This is a genomic window from Butyrivibrio sp. NC2007 (assembly GCF_000421405.1).
GTDB lineage: Bacteria > Bacillota > Clostridia > Lachnospirales > Lachnospiraceae > Butyrivibrio.
Map to the genome: position 1 here is coordinate 382390 of NZ_ATWY01000001.1, position 18130 is coordinate 400519.

General features: G+C 44.6%; 12 protein-coding genes. All 12 read right to left on the reverse strand.

What is annotated here, in order from left to right; genetic code table 11:
• Positions 1-1245 carry a glutamate-5-semialdehyde dehydrogenase gene (locus G632_RS0101645; protein ID WP_022767292.1) on the reverse strand — a complete coding sequence of 415 codons (1245 nt, stop codon included), beginning with the start codon at positions 1243-1245 and terminating at the stop codon, positions 1-3.
• A 572-nt stretch (positions 1246-1817) separates the two neighbouring features.
• Positions 1818-4550: a type I pullulanase gene (pulA, locus tag G632_RS0101650; RefSeq protein WP_022767293.1), complete on the reverse strand. Its 2733-nt coding sequence runs from the start codon at positions 4548-4550 to the stop codon at positions 1818-1820.
• A gap of 261 nt (positions 4551-4811) precedes the next feature.
• Positions 4812-5609 (reverse strand): response regulator, encoded by a 798-nt coding sequence (locus G632_RS0101655; RefSeq protein ID WP_022767294.1) that lies wholly within the window; start codon positions 5607-5609, stop codon positions 4812-4814.
• A gap of 2 nt (positions 5610-5611) precedes the next feature.
• The gene (locus G632_RS20850; RefSeq protein ID WP_026512318.1) at positions 5612-6904 is read right to left on the reverse strand and encodes a sensor histidine kinase; all 1293 of its coding nucleotides are present in this window, start codon (positions 6902-6904) and stop codon (positions 5612-5614) included.
• 2 nt (positions 6905-6906) lie between these two features.
• Positions 6907-9981 (reverse strand): glycoside hydrolase family 2 TIM barrel-domain containing protein, encoded by a 3075-nt coding sequence (locus tag G632_RS0101665; RefSeq protein ID WP_022767295.1) that lies wholly within the window; start codon positions 9979-9981, stop codon positions 6907-6909.
• Positions 9982-9989: 8 nt separating this feature from the next.
• On the reverse strand, positions 9990-10565 hold the full coding sequence (locus G632_RS0101670) for a 5-formyltetrahydrofolate cyclo-ligase (RefSeq protein WP_026512319.1): 576 nt from the start codon (positions 10563-10565) through the stop codon (positions 9990-9992).
• A 13-nt stretch (positions 10566-10578) separates the two neighbouring features.
• Positions 10579-12258: an NAD(P)/FAD-dependent oxidoreductase gene (locus G632_RS0101675; protein WP_022767297.1), complete on the reverse strand. Its 1680-nt coding sequence runs from the start codon at positions 12256-12258 to the stop codon at positions 10579-10581.
• Between the two features lie 234 nt (positions 12259-12492).
• A complete protein-coding gene (locus tag G632_RS0101680; protein WP_022767298.1) occupies positions 12493-13716 on the reverse strand; it encodes an aminoacetone oxidase family FAD-binding enzyme in 1224 nt (407 codons plus the stop codon).
• A gap of 11 nt (positions 13717-13727) precedes the next feature.
• Complete coding sequence (locus tag G632_RS0101685; RefSeq protein WP_022767299.1) at positions 13728-15359, reverse strand: polysaccharide biosynthesis C-terminal domain-containing protein; 1632 nt, start codon at positions 15357-15359, stop codon at positions 13728-13730.
• Between the two features lie 22 nt (positions 15360-15381).
• Entirely contained in the window at positions 15382-15885 is a 504-nt protein-coding gene (gene ybeY, locus G632_RS0101690; protein WP_022767300.1) for an rRNA maturation RNase YbeY, read from the reverse strand.
• The gene (locus tag G632_RS0101695) at positions 15869-17080 is read right to left on the reverse strand and encodes a hypothetical protein (RefSeq protein ID WP_022767301.1); all 1212 of its coding nucleotides are present in this window, start codon (positions 17078-17080) and stop codon (positions 15869-15871) included. Before G632_RS0101695 ends, ybeY begins: the two co-directional genes overlap by 17 nt.
• Positions 17070-18116, reverse strand: coding sequence for a PhoH family protein (locus G632_RS0101700; protein WP_022767302.1), 1047 nt, complete (start codon positions 18114-18116; stop codon positions 17070-17072). The genes G632_RS0101695 and G632_RS0101700 overlap by 11 nt, the downstream gene beginning before the upstream one ends.
• Positions 18117-18130 lie beyond the last annotated feature (14 nt).

Here is an 18130-nt window from a genome sequence, read left to right on the forward strand (position 1 = left end):
TTATCCTCTGATCTGCCCCTCTCCGGTTATCTCATATTTGTAGGAAGTAAGTTCCTTAAGCCCCATAGGTCCTCTAGCGTGGAGCTTCTGAGTGCTGATGCCGATCTCTGCACCAAGTCCGAACTCAAATCCATCTGTAAATCTTGTTGAGACATTGACGTATACACAGGCAGCATCAACTCTGTCAAGGAACCTCTGAGCTGTCTCCTTGTTCTCTGTTACAATACACTCTGAATGGCCTGTGTTGTATCTGTTGATGTGGGCAATTGCTTCGTCCACGTTCTTTACTGTCTTAACTGAGATTATGTAGTCAAGATACTCTTTTCCAAAGTCCTCTTCTGTGGCATCTATTGAGCCTTCGATGAGGGGCTTGCTATCAGCATCTGCTCTTACCTCTACGTTGTGCTCTTTCATTGCCTTGGAGAACAGAGGAAGGAACTTGTCCTTTATATCCTCATGAACAACCAGTGATTCTGCTGCATTGCAGACTCCGATTCTCTGGGTCTTGGCATTTATAATGATTGGGATTGCCTTCTCAAGGTCAGCATCCATATCCACGTAGATGTGGCAGTTTCCTGTACCCGTCTCGATTACAGGGATGTTGGAATTCTCTGTGACTGCTCTGATAAGGCCTGCGCTTCCTCTTGGGATAAGCACATCCACATACTGCTTCATGGTCATGAACTCTTTAGTCACAGCCCTGTTGGTATCTTCGATAAGCTGGATAGCCTCCGGTGTTACTCCACTATCTTCCAGTGCCTTCTTGATGGCCTTGGTGATTGCAATATTGCTGTTGATGCAGTCGCTTCCGCCCTTTAAGATCACTGCATTTCCTGACTTAAAGGTCAGCGCAAAGGCATCAGGAGTTACGTTTGGTCTTGACTCATAGATTATTCCCACTACTCCCATGGGAACTCTTACTTTCTTAATCTTCATTCCGTTAGGACGGGTAAACTCCTCCATAACTTCCCCGATAGGATCAGGAAGATCAGCTACCTGCCTAAGTCCCTCTGCAATAGCTTCAATTCTTTTATCATTTAATGTAAGTCTGTCGATCATACCCGGATGCATTCCGTTTTCTTTTGCATGCGCAAGGTCAATCTCATTGGCTGCAATTATGCTGTCCGCGTCGGCAACAATTTGCTCAGCAACCGCTCTAAGAGCCTTATTCTTAATTTCAGTGGAAAGATTCTGGACTTCATACTTGGCCTCAAAGGCCTTCTGACAAATAGATGTAAGCGTCATAGGTTCCCCTCCCCGATACTTCTCTTTTTGAAAAAATTCTTCTAAATTATCCCATAAACCTCCCAAAAAGTCCATGCCATCAGAAATGAGTCAGCGGGGACGTTTCAGTTTGACTCAAAATGACATCACATAGTGCCATATTTTGTACGTTGATTGGAAACGTGATTTCGACCACCCCACAACTCTTCTCTATATTAAAAATAGTTGGAATTCGCAAATTGGATTTTCAATTCTGATGACATGAGTGCATCACAAGACATCCGTAGGCCAGGTGCTGTGATGTAGGAAAAACGTTAGACATCAAATATTTAGAAATTTTCCAAAACATAAGTTTTGTAATTTCCAACTATTTTCCCATAGGAAAATTTTTGTGATGCATTTCAAAAACAAGCTCCAACCAACTTTACTCTAATGATGGATTTGTGATGCACTTTCAGCCATGTCAGTCTTCAAGCATGTAAAAAGGAGTCAATGAGAACCGTCCCCATTGGCTCCTCGTGAGTCAATTTGAAACGTCCCCATTGACTCACCCATTGAATCAAAAAATGAGCCCCTGACTCCGTCCCTAGGGATCATTTTTTCTTCTTATTCTTGAGGAACAGTGCGATGGCGACGACTGCTACTCCGGCAATTGCTGCAATGATCGGAACAACTGCCTTATTCTTCGCGCCAATCTTATCGACACCGGCCTTACCTGCGTCGCCTTTAACAAGCACAACAGACGATATAGGCTCTACCGTGACACTTCCCGATACAGTCTCTATAACCTCAGTACCGGCCTGTGCACCCTTAACATACACATTCCAGTTTCCTTCAGGAAGAGCCACAACAGTCTCAGTCTCATTTGGGTTAAACGCAAGGAATATCTGCTCTGCGCTCTCACCCTCCAGAGCCTTATCTGAGTTGTCCATCACAAATGCCAGTACATTCTTATCAAGTCCCTCGACAGCCTTAACTCTAGCTGACACATCTTCCGCTGAAGAGAGCCTCAGTAGCGCATGCTCTTTTCTAAATGCTATCAGTCCCTTATAGAATTCCAGGTTCTTTTGATACCCCGGATCATCAAGGTTCTCCCACTTAATGCAGTTCACCTCATCCCCTGAGCTATAGCTGTTTGAGTCAAAAGAGCCATCCTCTTTAACCTTGGTTCTCAGAATCTCCTCACCTGCCTGCATGAAAGGTACACCCTCTGCGGTCAGATAAAAGCTGGCTGCGAGGTTGCTCATCTTTATCCAGGACTCTTCATCTAAGTCTGTTCTTGATCCTGCAATCCTGTCATAGAGAGTATTGTTGTCATGGCAGGATGCATACTGAATGATCTGTGACGGATTCTTGGACCAGGTCTCGTTTGCAAGGAAAGATGCTGTCATTGCCCTCTCAGCATTTCTTGCTCCTGATGCCCATCCTACCTCTGATGTACTGAACACGCTTCCTTTAAGACCATCACGGATATTGTCGTTGAAATAAGCAAAGCCCGGTGTCTTTTCAGAAGACTGCTGAGTTGCCATTACAACATTCTCCTTGGTCACATCCGTGTTCATGCTCCAGCCTTCACCATAGAATATAACATCAGGATGTGTCTCATGAACCTTCTCAACTATTTCGTTTATTGTATCCACATCGATAAGTCCCACAAGGTCAAATCTAAATCCGTCAATGTGATACTCATCAGCCCAGTAGCATACTGAATCAACAATGTATTTCCTAACCATGCTTCTCTCTGAAGCAGTGTCATTTCCGCAGCCCGAGCCGTTTGAATATGTTCCGTCTGCATTTATTCTTGAGAAATATCCCGGCACAAGACGGTTTATGCAGAAGTCTTTTCCACTGTAAACATGATTGTAAACAACGTCCATAACAACAGAAAGCCCATTGTCATGAAGAGCCTTCACCATCTCCTTAGCCTCTTTTACCCTGACATTTCCATCGTGGGCATCGGTCGAATACGAGCCTTCCAGAACATTGTAATTAACAGGATCATATCCCCAGTTAAAGCGCTCTGAGCTCTCATCGTTCTCGTCAACAGAGCCAAAATCATAAAAAGGCAGAAGGTGAATGTGAGTCACTCCAAGGCTTTTGATATAATCAATACCCGTAGCATTTCCGCCTTCAGTCTTTGTTCCCGTCTCAGTAAATGCAATATACTTGCCTGCATTTGCCATGTTTCCCTTCTCATCCACGGAAAAATCGCGAATATGAAGCTCGTAGATCACAGCATCAGTCATACTCTCTGATGCGTGTGGATTCTTATCATCTGCCCAGCCTTCCGGATCGGTTGAATCAAGATCAATGACCATAGCTCTTTTTCCATTGACACCTGTAGTTCTGGCATAAGGATCGCAGGCTTCCACATTCAGTCCGTCAAGAACCGCAGTATATGTGTAATAAGTTCCCGCGAGATTCTTAGAAACTTCTGCCACCCATGAACCCTTCTCGCCAGCCGTCATCTCGACGGTTTCAACAAGGTCTTTTTTCCAGGGATCCCCTGACTCGTATAAATTCACTGATACGCTCTCAGCAGTCGGTGCCCAAACGCGGAACACGGTCTTATCTGCCGAAACTGTTGCGCCAAGGTCATCTCCCTCATAAGTGTACTGATCTTCAAACTCCTTCGTAGAATATACAATAGGCATGTTTACAGGAAACTCCTGTCCATCAAAGCCAAGCCTGTAATTTCTGTTAGGATCAAGCGTCTCCTCGATAGTCAGGTCATAGAAATACTGCGTATCGGAAGCCTTCTCAGAAAGCTCAGCCTTTGTCGCCTCTATATCTCCAAGCCTTCCGCTGACATAGAAAGTATCAATCAGAGACTCATCAATCTCGCCCGTAAGTTCAATCTTTATTGTCTTATCGCCGTCATAAACAGCGCTTTTAAGCTTAGTTCCGGTCATTACATCCTCCCCGTATTCTTTTTCGCAGCCTTCAACTCCAGATTCCACATAGGCGTGAACCGTACCAGAGACAACCTCGGAAAGATCAATAAACTGGTCCATATCAACATCCTTGTCCCAGTCCTGCGTTCTTACGATATAGCCAACCTTGGTCTTGCCTGCAGGAACGCTATATGTTGCAACCATCTCTCCGTTTTCATCTTCAAACGGAATTCCTTCGCCTTCTCCGCCGTCCGGCCACATCCATACATCCCAGCCGTCGTACTGCTCATCATCCCTGTGATAATGAAGTTTGAGTGTAACTCCCTCGTCTGCTCTTACCGTTACCGACAAGCCCAGCTCTAATAGCATGGTAAAAGACATTACTACTGCCGTCAAAAGAGCTAACACCCGCCTAAATACAACATTTTTCACTTCAAAATTCCTCCCCGATTTATTTGGAAAACGTTTTCCTATATATTCTACTCCACGCCAGCCCCTCCGGTCAACAAGAAATACCCCCGGCCTGTATCTCTACAAGCCGAGGGTATTGATCAGGAGTATCAGAGATGCAACTGATGTTACAATCACATATGGTTTACCCCACTTCTTTCTCTTAAGGAATGCCAGAATTCCAAATGCAATAGCTCTAAGTCACTAATAGCCACAAAACGCGGCCGTCATCGGCCGCGTTTCTTATTCCTGATCAAATTGTATAGAACCGTTCCTCATCTCTGCCCAGCTATAGTCTGACATATACTTGCCTTTATACTCATTAAGGGCATCCATATCCCCCTCAAGCATGCGATAGTAATCACAGTCTATAAGGTCTTTTCTAATAGCAATCTCACGGTGCTCCCTGATAAGGACCTGCTCCATTCCTATCTCTTTGAGAGTGTTTTTCAGATCATTTATTATTACTCTGATCCTGTTCTGCTCTGCTTTGTTGTCACTTCCGCCTTCCTGCCACAGGGCAAGAGCAATTTCGCCGGTGTTACAGGCTGCGCCTTCTCTGTTTATAAGGTACGCAAAAAGCTCTTTTGCCTGCTTTCTTGAGAAGATAACAGGCTCGCCTTTCCAGTAAACATCGAAATGTCCAAAGCATCTGACTTCAAGCTTATCCTGATCTGCCACAGTGGCTTTCGGAATATAATCCAGTTCTCTCTGAATGTCCTGTACGGTAAGTGGCTTGAGAAGATATCCATGGGCCTTTATCTTGAAGGCTTCGATTGCATATTCACTGTAACCTGTTACAAATATGATCTTGGTTGAAGGTGAAAGCTCTTTTGTCTTAATAGCAAGCTCAAGTCCTGTTATTCCCGGCATCTCGATGTCTGAAAAAACAACGTCCGGCTTTTGCCCCTCTTTTATAGCATCAAGTGCTGCTTTAGCTCTGTTAAAAGCCACAACTTCCGCATCCGGAACAGCTTTTTTGATTTCCTTCCCGCAAGCTTCCAGAACTAATTCTTCGTCGTCTATAGCGAAAATCAGCATTCCTACTCTCCTATTGGTAATTTAATAATTGCTTTTGTTCCTTTGCCAATCTCGGAATCGATTATAAGCTCTCCGCCGGCGATATTCTCAACACGCTCCCTGACGTTCACAATTCCAATGTGTGCTCTGTTTTTAGTATCTTTGACATCTTCCGGTACAAAGCCCGGGCCATCGTCCTCTACAATAACCTCTACAGTATCTCCTGTCTTTTTTGTTCGTATTACAACCGTTCCCTGTCCGTTCTCACTCTTTCTAATACCGTATGTTACAGCATTTTCAACAATAGGCTGAAGTGCAAGTGTTGGAATCTTGAAATTCGTAAACTCGAGGTCATATTTAACACAGAGGTCTTCTCCAAATCGAAGTTTCTGAAGTTCAAGGTATCCCTTTACATGCTCAAGTTCCCTTGAAAAATCTATCGGTTTTTCTGCAGTCAGAGAGTCCATGTTGTGACGCAGATATACTATGAAAGTCTCGATAGCCTCTGATGCTTTCTCAGGGTCTTTAACACACAATTGCTTGATGGTTGTCAGTGAATTGAACAAAAAGTGAGGTTGAATCTGCGCCTGAAGAATGTCGAGTTTAAGCTTGGCATTTTCAGCTTCTTTCATATAATAGAGCTCTGTTTGGTCATTTATCATATAGCTTAGCATAAATATCGCAGCTATAACTGAACTAAGTGCTATAAAGTGAATACCAAACACCCTGGACTGAATGAACATGGCAAACATCGGAGCAACGTTAAAAATGATAAAAGCATGTTTCTCCTTGGGCGTAAGCTTGTCTCTCAGATCCCAGACTGCAAAAAGGTTTACACTGGCTATCAGTACCGTTGGAATAAGAAGTACCGGATAAAGTGGCCCTCTTTCATAGGCGTTATCATGATTGACAAAGTAAACTCTTCCGTCAAAGAGATTGTAGATCAAAATTAGCGTATAGACTGCCCATAGCCCTACGGAAAGCATGAGTATCCAATGTTTCCACCAATCGTTTATACCACTCTTGTACAGAGTAAAAGCCGTTATCAGCACTGTAAGGGTTGCCGCCAAAACAGCCTGCAAGAAGAACATGATACGACTCAGCATTACCCAGCCATCGCCTTGATAGCCATAGGTAATGCCTCTTGCCAGAAGGCTTAAAATATATAGATTCAGTACCAAAAACAGCCAGGTCAAAAAGCCTCTGGTTTTGCCTTCAATATTTCTGTTTATGCGCACCTGTAACAGTCCCACTATTGCTATAGCAAGACCCACCACAACCAATATTAGGTTTACAACCCTGATCTCATAAGTCATTTTCAGATTCCTCTAAAGAAGAACTCGAAACTATATTTTCCTTCCTTTGGCAGCAGGTATTCCGGATGAGGTCTTGATCCCCAGCTGTCATCTCCTGCGATACCCATCTGTCCCATTGCTGCTCTTACATAGGTGTAATGTACCTGTGGAAGTTCAAACGGATGAGATGCATTCTCCAACTCATGCGGCGAATATGGAAGTGCACTGAAGTAGAAAGGCTTGCCGAAGAACATCATTCCTCTTCCCCTCTTATCAGTTACCTTGGCGTATCTCACATCGCACTTATTACCACACTCCTGAGGAACCAGGTACTTGGCGAAATTGTCCTTAACTTCGTTCCTGTAGATGCCAAGCTTACCTCCTCTCTTTCTGTCAGCGTAGGTCTCATCAGGTCCAAGACCGTACCAGGTAAGCCGGTCATAGTCTGCATTTAACTTGAACATCATGCCAAACTCCGGCGCATCTCCAAGCTCTTTTACCAGATCCATATCCATCGCGCATCTTATGGTTCCGTCCCCGAATACCTCATAGGTAACAAAACACTCTGACCTTGGCGTTGTTGGCAGGAAGTATTTGTACTTAATGCTGATCGAGTTTGGACCCGGGACAACATCAGGCATTTTCATGTCCGCCATTGAATAGCCCTTAAGCGTGGAGTAAAGACTTGCAATCTTCCACTGAGCATATTCATTGGTCATAGTATAGCCGTTGTCATTGTCAACCGGTGCTCTCCAGAAGTTGGGAGCCGGAGCCTTCTCGATCATTTCCTTACCGCAGTACACATAGGAAACCAGCGCAGCTGACGGATATGTGAAAAGAGCTGAGAACTCATCACCATATATTCCAAGGTTGCTATTGCCCAGAACCACCTTAAGCGGCTTATCGCACTTATACGCACTAAAGAACTCTCCCACAGTGGTCTGACCGAAGGCAATCTCGTGTCCTTTCTTAGCCCATACCTTATCTTCCTTAAGCGCAAAAGACACTGTCAGAGTAAACTCAACATCGCTTCCTTTAAGTGACTCTGCCTTTCTATAAGCAGCCATTGAATCCAAAATCTGCTCCGGAACTGCAAAGCTCTTTGAAGAAAGTGGTTCAACACTTATATCCATACTGCATGCACAGATCTCTTTTCCATTGGCAGATAGAATAATGCCTGCATCAAAAGTATTTGTATTAACAAAAAGGTTCTTATTTATTACCTTGAACTCTTCACCGCTCTTATCAAACTCAACGGAAATATTCTGGTAATTGAACTTAACCTCCTGCATCTTAGGCGAAGGAGTTCTGTCGCCGTAAGCAATTCCGTTTCCGGAGAAGTTACCGTCAGTTGGCCTGTCGTAAAAGTCTCCGCCGTATGCCTCAAACTCTTTTCCGTATCTGTCCTTCTTAGTAATAGACTGGTCGATATAATCCCAGATAAAGCCGCCCTGGTACCTTGGCTCAGTATCTGTCAGATCTGTGTAATAGTGCATTCCTCCGCAGGAATTACCCATAGCATGAGTATACTCACAGCAGATAAACGGCTTGTCCTTGTTCTTATCAAGGAATGCCTTGATGTCTGCAGCGTGAGGATACATCTGGCTCTCCATGTCAGAGGTATAGTTGTAGGTTCTGTCATGGAAGACGCCCTCGTAGTGCACAAGCCTTGTATCATCGAGCTTTTTGAAAAGAACTGACATCTCTTTTATAACTTTTCCGCCATGGGACTCATTTCCACAGGACCAGATGAGGATTGAAGGATGATTCTTATCCCTCTGATAGCAGGAATTAACCCTGTCCAAAAGAAGGTCTTTCCAGATTTCATGATTACCTGGAACCACGTACTCTTTTGGCTGAGCGCCTCGCTCGAAAGGCTCCCAGGTTCCGTGGGTCTCCATGTTGTTCTCAGCAATAAGGTAGAGACCATATATATCACATAACTCGTAAAGAGCTGAATCATCCGGATAATGGCTGGTCCTTATGGCGTTGATATTGTTCCTCTTCATGGTTGTAAGGTCTGTTATAAGCTCATCCCTGCTGGGAACACGTCCATTTTTGTTACTGAACTCATGTCTGTTGACGCCCTTAAAGACAATGCGCTTACCATTAAGCAGCATCAATCCATCTTTCATCTCAAAACGCCTGAAGCCAATGAGCTGCCTGATAAATTCAGTCGCCTTGCCCTCAGCATCCTTAACGGTTATGAGAAGCTCGTAGAGATTTGGCTCTTCTGCACTCCAAAGTACGGGATTATCTACATGAAACTTGCCTGTATTCTCACCTGAATCTGAAAGAGTCAAAGTCTCTTCAATTACTTTTTCGCCATTTCTGCCAAGCAAAAGTTCAATGGTTCCAGCCCCTTTAGTAAGTGCCTTAAATTCAAGATCTGCGCTCTTTAAGTCATCAGCAACATAAGGCTTGATAGAAAGGTCCAAGACATGAGTCTTCGGAACACTATAAAGGTATACAGATCTGTAGATTCCGGAGAATCTGAAGAAGTCCTGATCCTCACACCAGCTTCCGGCCGACCATTTAAATACTCTTACGCAGAGCCTGTTCTGTCCTTCTACAAGGTAATCTGTCAGGTCGAATTCAGCCGGATCAAAGGTGTTCTCAGAATATCCTACAAACTTACCATTAAGCCATAGCGCAAATCCGCTCTCAACGCCCTGGAAAGAAATGCATACCCTATCCTGCGCAAAGCCTTCAGGCAGAGTAAATAACTTAACGTAATCCGCAACCGGATTAAATTCCTGTGGGATCTCAGGAGGAGTCAGTCTCTCTCTTCCATCCCACGGATACTGTACATTTACATACTGAGGCTTATCATAGCCTTCCATCTGGATGTGGGCAGGAACTCTGATCCTGTCCCAACCTGTCGTGTCAAAATCCTCAGCCCAAAAGCCTTCAGGCGCACCCTTTATATTCTTCGCATAATTAAAGTGCCACACCCCATCAAGGCTCATTCTAAAACTGCTCTCCCCCGTCAAAAGCTCCTCTTCAGATCTATAGGCCACATGGTCAGAGTGAGCTGGGAGCCTGTTTATGGCAAATACCTTAGGGTCTTTTACTACTTCGTAATCAAAAGCATTCATTTCATTCCTCACCTTATAGTTTCATTTTCATTTATCAGCATCATAGGCTTAACGTCATTGATGTCCGTATCGATAACCTCATCTGCAATCTGGCACGCAAAACATAGCGCCACGGTTTTGTAGTAAGGGTACTTCTTTAAGTATCTGTCATAAAATCCCGCCCCATAACCGATTCTGTTTAGCTCTCTGTCAAACACAGCACCGGGCACTATGACAAGTGTCTTTTCAGGATCAAGCTCTTTTGCCACATCAGAAGAATCATTGATCTCGGGCTCTCTGATGCCGAAAGCTCCCTCACTCATCTCCTCTAGGGAATCTATCCTGACAAATTCCATCTCTGACTTTTCTACGTCAGTAACTTTTGGGCAAAAGACATTTTTCCCCATTGAAAGCGCATCCAAGATTATCTCGTCTGTGATGACCTCACCTTTTCTTGATGCATAAGCCAGGATGTTCTCGGCATTTTGGTACTCGGGAAGTTCAACTATCCTCTCGAGTATCTGCCTGCTCTTTTCCTGCTTGATCTCTGTAGGAATGGTCTGTCTTTTTGCTATGTATTTGGTTCTAAGTTCTCTCTTATCCATATCGTCCCTGTCTTTATTTAAGTAGTTTAGCTGCAACCCACTCAGCACTTCTGATGCCATCCATGGCTGCTGACATTATGCCGCCGGCATATCCTGCTCCCTCTCCGCATGGGAAAAGGCCCGCTATGCTCGTGGACTCTCCGGTATCTCCTCTGTTTATGCGAACCGGTGATGAAGTTCTGCTCTCAACTCCAAGCACCAGCGCATGGCTATCATTGTAGCCCTTTATCATTCTGCCAAAGTTCTCCATTCCCTCCACGAAAGCTTTGTTCAGCTCATCGGGAAGTATCTTGTGAACCTTAGCAAATTCGTATTCACCCTTGGTCTGGGGAGAAAAACTCTCAGCATCAATATAGTCTTTATCAGGCCCCTTTTCCGCACTGCCACAGGCCTTCTTAAAGTCTATATAATACTCGGCCGGAATCTTGCCACCTGCCAGATTGTAGGCTTTCTCTTCAAGTCCTCTTTGGAACTCTACTCCTGAAAGAGTATCATCCCCTCCAAAGTCACTGGGATCGACAGTAATGATAATTGCAGAATTCGCATTCTTACCGTCTCTTCCGCTGTAGCTCATTCCGTTTACTGCAAGCCTCCCCTTCTCTGAGGATGCATTGACAACATATCCTCCCGGACACATACAGAAGGAATAGACGCCCCTTCCACTCTCCGTAGTTGTAACAAGCTTATAGGGAGCTGCTCCGAGTCCTTTGACTTCAGTAGCTCCGTACTGACTAAGGTTTATAAGACTCTGTGGATGTTCAACCCTGAAGCCTACAGCAAAGGGTTTGGGTTGCATCTCAACCTTCCTGTCCTTAAGCATATAGAAAGTGTCCCTTGCGCTGTGACCAATTGCCAAAACTGCTGCATCGCACTGAATTTCCCGTTCTGCACTATCCGGTCCTTCTGCCTTTACGCCCTTTAACACACCCTTGTCATCTATAACCAGCTCAGTTACCTTGGTTTCGAAATAAACCTCGCCTCCAAGGCTCTTTATATCTTCTCTGATATTCTTAACAACACTCTTTAATATATCCGTTCCAATATGAGGCTTAGCTTCATACTTGATCCGCTCCGGAGCTCCGTGACTAACAAATATATCAAGAGCCTCCGCACCACGGCACTCTTTGTCCTTGACCATAGTATTGAGCTTACCGTCAGAGAAGGTTCCTGCCCCTCCCTCGCCAAACTGAACATTGGTCTTCTCATCCAGTTCGCTGCCGGCCCAGAACTTATCTACAATCTCGCTCCTCTTATCAACATCCGCTCCACGCTCAAGTATCACAGGCTTAAATCCCTGCCTGGCCAGCTCATATCCGCAAAATAACCCCGCCGGCCCACAGCCTATAATCACAATCCGCTTTTCCGATAACTCCTTGCCCTTAAGCTCACTCCCCACATGACTCCAAAAGTCATAGTTCTTTTCAGTAACTATCGAAACATTCTTATCCCTGCATGCCTTAACTACCGCAGCTTCAGCCTTACCACTAATCTTTAAGTCTATAGTATAGATGTGGTATATCTCCGGCTTCTTTCTCGCATCCAGAGAATGCTTAACTATACTCAGAGTTTCAATATTGCTCTCTTGAATCTTAAGTATTTTACAAGCCTTTTTCTTAAGAAAACTAACCATAGCCTTCGTGCCATAGTCCATATTCTCATCATGTTTAATTTTTATCTGATTGATTCTTATCATATTTGTACTTTCTTTTATCGATACACAGGGACCTGTCCGGATTTGTGAGTTTAAGCGGCAAAATGCATCTAATTTTGCGAGTTTAAACCACGTAGACGAGACCAACCAATCTTAAGTGCCTATGCACGCAGAGATTGGTGCCCTGGGCTCGCCGAAGTGCTTGGTTTAACGAGTAAAATTGGATCATTTTGCCGATTAAACTCGCAAATCCGGACAGGTCCCGTCATGATTAGATCACAATGATGCAGCACAACCTGCAATGCTTCCACTGGTCCAGGCGAATTGGAGGTTGTAGCCGCCGCAGCGGCCGTCGACATCGAGGAGTTCGCCGACGCAGTAGATGTTAGAGGCGGTTTTGCAGGAGAAATCGCTTCCGATGTCGCCGAGGCTTATGCCACCGGTTGTTACCTGTGATGCCTGGTAGCCGTAGCTGGAGTCAATTGCAATCTTCACATTTCTGTAAGTATCCAATATGCACTCTGCCATGCTGACAGAGATATTCTTCATCTTCATCTTTCTGCCGAGCTTCATCCTGCCAAGGACCATGTCCGTGATCCCACTGTTGGCAAAGCCCTGTAGAAACTCTTCAAGTGTTCTCTCATCCTTAAGGCGCAGCATATCTGCCTTAAGTGCATTAAAGTCGCTCTCGTCGTAGTCCGGGAAGAAATCAATAACAGCATATACGGGCTTTTTCTCTTCGACAAATTTTATGACTTCTCTTGAGGCCTGCATAACGGGTATTCCCGAGATCCCATCACTGCTAAGTTGCACTTCACCGTATTCGCTTGCAAGCACCTCGCCTCCCAAAATAAAAGAAACCTCTGCAGTAGCTCTTACTCCTGCAGAAGGCATAATCTCACCCTCCGCCACCTTAAAGCCCACCAGTGCCGGATGAGTGTCTTTTACAGTCATTCCTATATTCTTGCAGATGTAGTAGCCATCCCCTGTGGACATGGTACTCTTTGCGCCCGAGAGCGCGCCCATGGACAGGATAACGGCGTCTGCTTCGTACTCTGCCTTGTTAGTATTAAGAAGCACTTTGCCACCCTCAAGGCACTTGACACCCTTTACCTGTTCGCCAAGGTTAACGGTTATTCCAAGCCTGTTTATCTCATTTAAGAGAGCATTAACCACGCTCATGGCCTGTCCGGAAACCGGGTAAATATAGCCTTCTTCGCTCTTTACAACAACTCCCATAGACTTAAAGAAGGATATGACATCCTCTACACCGTAGGTGGACAGCCACTCCTTCATTCTTGCTCTGGCTGATGGATTAAAGCACTCTTCTCTCATGTCAAGATTGGTCAGATTACATCTGCCGTTTCCTGTCATTGAGAGCTTTTTCCCCAGCACAGAATTCTTTTCTATTATGGTTACACTTGCACCATTTCTTGCTGCGTAGATAGCTGCACACATTCCGGCAGCTCCTCCGCCTGCAACGATTATTGATTTACCCAATATCAGCCCTCTTAATATCGATCGCGCCTTATAGCGGTGGAAATGCCGTAGAACAGATTGCCAAAAGGTACCTTTTTAAGCTCATGAGCAAGCAGTCCTCCTGTCACAACCATGACAAGCATATATACCAGCCAGAATATTAAAGCGCAAACAATCAGCGTCAGTATATCGCCGATGACATTGATAAGCAGTTTATTCAAAAGAAATACTACAAGCCCCGCAGCTGCTGCAGAAGCCAAAGGAAGCACAAAGCTCATCATCCACTCGTGACGATGATGCAATACCCTGGAGATCATGAGGTAGCAGAAAGCATCGTAGATTCCTACAGCAAGGATTCCCGACAGCAGAACTCCCATAACTCCCATGTTGAGTGGCCATACAAACAGTACCAGAAGAATTATGTGGAAAGCCCAGCCGATTCCAAGATTGACCAGAGCTGCCACTGACTTGCCCATATGGTTTAAAAGCCATGACGACATGATTGCATGGCTTGCGCACATGATCATAAGTCCTCCGAGGCTAAGCAGTGAATTAGCAAGGGCATTACTCTTTCCAAAAAGAGCTATCAGTATGGTCTCAGCTGTTGCAAACACAAACACCGAAACCGGTATAAAGAACATATTTGAGAACCTGATAAGGCGTCTGTATCTGTCTCTTGCGCCTTCAAACTCATCTCTTTCAATCCTTGCCATAACCCTGTTCATGGACTTGATATATGGCAATGTGCAGATAAGTGTGAAAAGAGCTATTGTGCAAATAACGTATCCTGCATAAATGCCAAAGCTTGCCATGTAATCAATATCTTTGTGCACCTTTCTGGTAAAGATGCAATAAAAGCACAGATCAACCAAAACTGCCAGTGCAGGTGTTGCATAAAGAGGCATTAAAGGCCTGATGCCTGCCAGTACGTCATTCTTGTTGTCGAGGTATCTTGGCGCTCCGTTCTTAACAAACTCCTGTATCTCGCCCTTTCGAAGGTGATAACTTATCACTGTCTGAATAAGTCCAACAAGGCTTCCTAAAAGTATTCCTGCCATAAGTCCTGTCGAGCCGTAAACTGCAGAAAATTCATTTGCATGAAGAAGCTTGTTCACCTTAAGTCCGTAGTTGTACAGGATTCCAACAGCAATGGTTCCTGAAACAATTGATACAAGTGCAATTAAAAGGTCTGATAAAACAATCGGCTTGGTGTAACCGATTCCCTGCAGATACCCTCTAAGGACTCCCTGGATTCCCAAGAAGATGACTGAAACTCCTGCCAGTATAAGCTGGATAAAACCTCTGTCTGTCCCAAGTACAACGCTGCAAAGGATGTAGCTAAGCGCTATCAAAAGACCTCCCATCACCAGCGAACTGATACTGAATATCCTCATGGATCTCTGCATATTGGTCTCAGCGTTGTGGAACTGTGATCTTCTGGCACGTAGCCTTACCATGATATAGACAGCCTTCTGGACTGCCAGTACAAAGCTGCAGTAAAGCACACAATAAATAAAAAACGGTCCGACGGCGAAAAACGCTCCTTTTTCACCACATATTCTTACAGCCATAATAAAGTAAACCATCATTACCAGAGCAGCCAGATAAACAGCTGCGGTCAGGATGTGCGGCTTTATTCTCTTCTCTTCTGAGTAGGTCTTCATATTTTATTCCCCATTAAAGGAGTCAGTCTCTGGTAATACCAAGCTTTCCCAGAACGTCCTCCTGCTTTTTTTCCATAACCTTTGCCTCTTCCTCTTCCATGTGATCATATCCGCACAGATGAAGCATGCTGTGGGCAACAAGAAAGGCAAACTCCCTCTTAACACTGTGGCCAAAGTCCTCGGCCTGAGAACGAACTCTGTCCTCATTGATAACAATATCCCCAAACATGATCTTACCGGTATCCGGATCAAGAAGATCCACAAGCTGCTCCCCTAACAGCACTGAGAAATCCCCTGCATTCTCATAGCTCACATTTGGGAAAGACAGTACATCAGTAGGTGAATCTATTCCCCTGAACTCCTTGTTAAGCTCATGTATTCCTTCGCTGTCCGTAATGGTAAGGCCTACTTCGATATCAGCAGCGCAGCCCTCCATATCAAGCACAGTATCTGCAACGCTCTTTGCCAGCTCTTCTATATCAAAGCCAAAGTCGGCATCTACTTCATTCTCAACGTAAAAAGTCATAGTATAATTTCTCTTTCTTAAGAAGTGCTCGCATCTTGTCAAAGTCCCTGAAGGTTACATCGTAGTCCTTTAAATCTCCGTCACTATACTTCTTATCCAAGATGCCATCTATCAGTTTGTCATAATCTATTTTAGCATCTTTGTTCTTTTTTATCAGATACATTATTGATGCTATTACCGTTTCACTCAGCTGGACAGCCAAAGCCTCTTTTGACTTGATGGCACCCTTTTCAGGCTCTATATACTCATGAAGAAACTCAATCGCCTCTAGTGGGAAATTATTCTCTTCGTAGTAGTGGCTTACATCTGCCCATTTAAGGCCATCTCCAAGGAGTCCTATCCTGTGATAGTATGCACAGGCCTTTACAGCTCTTGCATTAAAGCCAAGACCAAGGGCTATTCTCTCAGCGAGGTAACCTGTATGGATAGCTCTGAAGTACTCATCCTTGTCTTTTTCCTTGAGTGCCACAAGCAGCGGATATTCAACATCGTTGATCTCCATGTACATGTCATTGGATTTCCTGATTACGTAAACACCGAACATGTTAAGGAATATCAGAAGGATTATGAGATTCAACATCAGGTTCAGTATAGGCAGTATCAGGATATTGATGGAGAAAGTCCTGTTCTGGAACAGCACATTAAAGGCCATCAAAAGAACCGCCTGCATCAAGAGTGAAATGAATACCGGAAGTGCAACCTGTGTTTCCTCGCCAAGGTCTTTAAACAGAGCGAGTGCAACAGCTCCGGCGAGTACATACATAAGCAGCTCTTCAACGCCTCCTGTCTCTTCAAGCATAACTGAAAGCGTAACAAAGAACACGCCTGACATCATGCCTATCTCTGTGTTTGAAAACAGCGCCATCACCACGATAAGTGACATATATGGCCAGAATTCACTGGGAACCAGGGAAAAGAGACATGACAAAACCACCATGAGCATATAGACGATAAAATACCTGTTCCTCTTATAAAAGTTGTCATAGGAGAAACCTTCCTTGCCCTTACCTGCTGCATCCATCAGCATAAAGATAATGGTTCCCGCTCCAACGAGTGAAACTATGGTATTCCTGAGTATAGCCTCATGGCTCTTTCCCAATATAAATGACATGCCAAAGACAAATGCTCCCGTAAAAAGGAACATTATGGCATAAAGAATCTTTATCCTGTTAAGTGACCCCTTCTCACTTTCCATTTAGTGAACTTCTCTCCAACTTCTGAACTCTTTTCCTGGTCTGCTTGTTAGCAGTCTTTTTCTCATAGTCCTCGTAGGCCTTAACAATCTTCTGAACAAGCGGATGTCTTACTACATCGGCACTTGTCAGGTTGCAGAAGGCAATATCATCAATGCCCTTAAGTACTGCGCTTGCTATATCAAGTCCTGACTTTGTTCCCGGAGCAAGATCCTTCTGGGAAGCATCACCTGTGATGATTACTTTAGAGCCAAAGCCAATTCTGGTCAGGAACATCTTCATCTGAGCAGGAGTTGTGTTCTGTGCCTCATCCAGAATGATAAAGGCATTGTCCAAAGTTCTTCCTCTCATATATGCAAGAGGAGCAACCTCAATAAGTCCCTTCTCCATATTCTTGATAAAGTTCTCTGTACCCATGATCTGATACAGCGCATCGTAAAGAGGCCTTAAGTACGGGTCAACCTTACTCTGAAGGTCTCCGGGCAAAAAGCCCAGCTTCTCTCCTGCCTCGATTGCAGGTCTTGTAAGGATGATACGGCTGACCTCGTCTCTCTGGAAGGCCGTGATTGCCATTGCCATTGCAAGGTAGGTCTTACCTGTTCCGGCAGGTCCCAGGCCAAATACAATCATCTTATTTCTGATGGCATCTATATATCTCTTTTGACCAAGGGTCTTGGGCTTGATCGGCTTACCGGAAACAGTATGGCAGATAACATCCATATCAATACCGGCAAGGACATTGTCTTTCTCCTTGACCTCTTTCTCCATTGTATCATCATTCTTGAGGGAAATGGCATATTCTACGCTCTGTTCCTCAACAAGTGACCCTCTTCTTGAAAGAGTTACCAGCTCCCTTATGATCTGTGAAGCTCTGTTTGCCCCTTCCTTGTCCCCAATTATGTGAAGCTGACCGTTTCTGTCGATGATCTCAACTGAAAGGCTCTTCTCAATTTTCCTGATGTAGCTGTCATTCCCGCCAAAAATATTTCTCTCATCCTCAGCCGTAAGTGACAGTGTCAGTTCTGTGATCTCACTCATACATATCCCCAAAT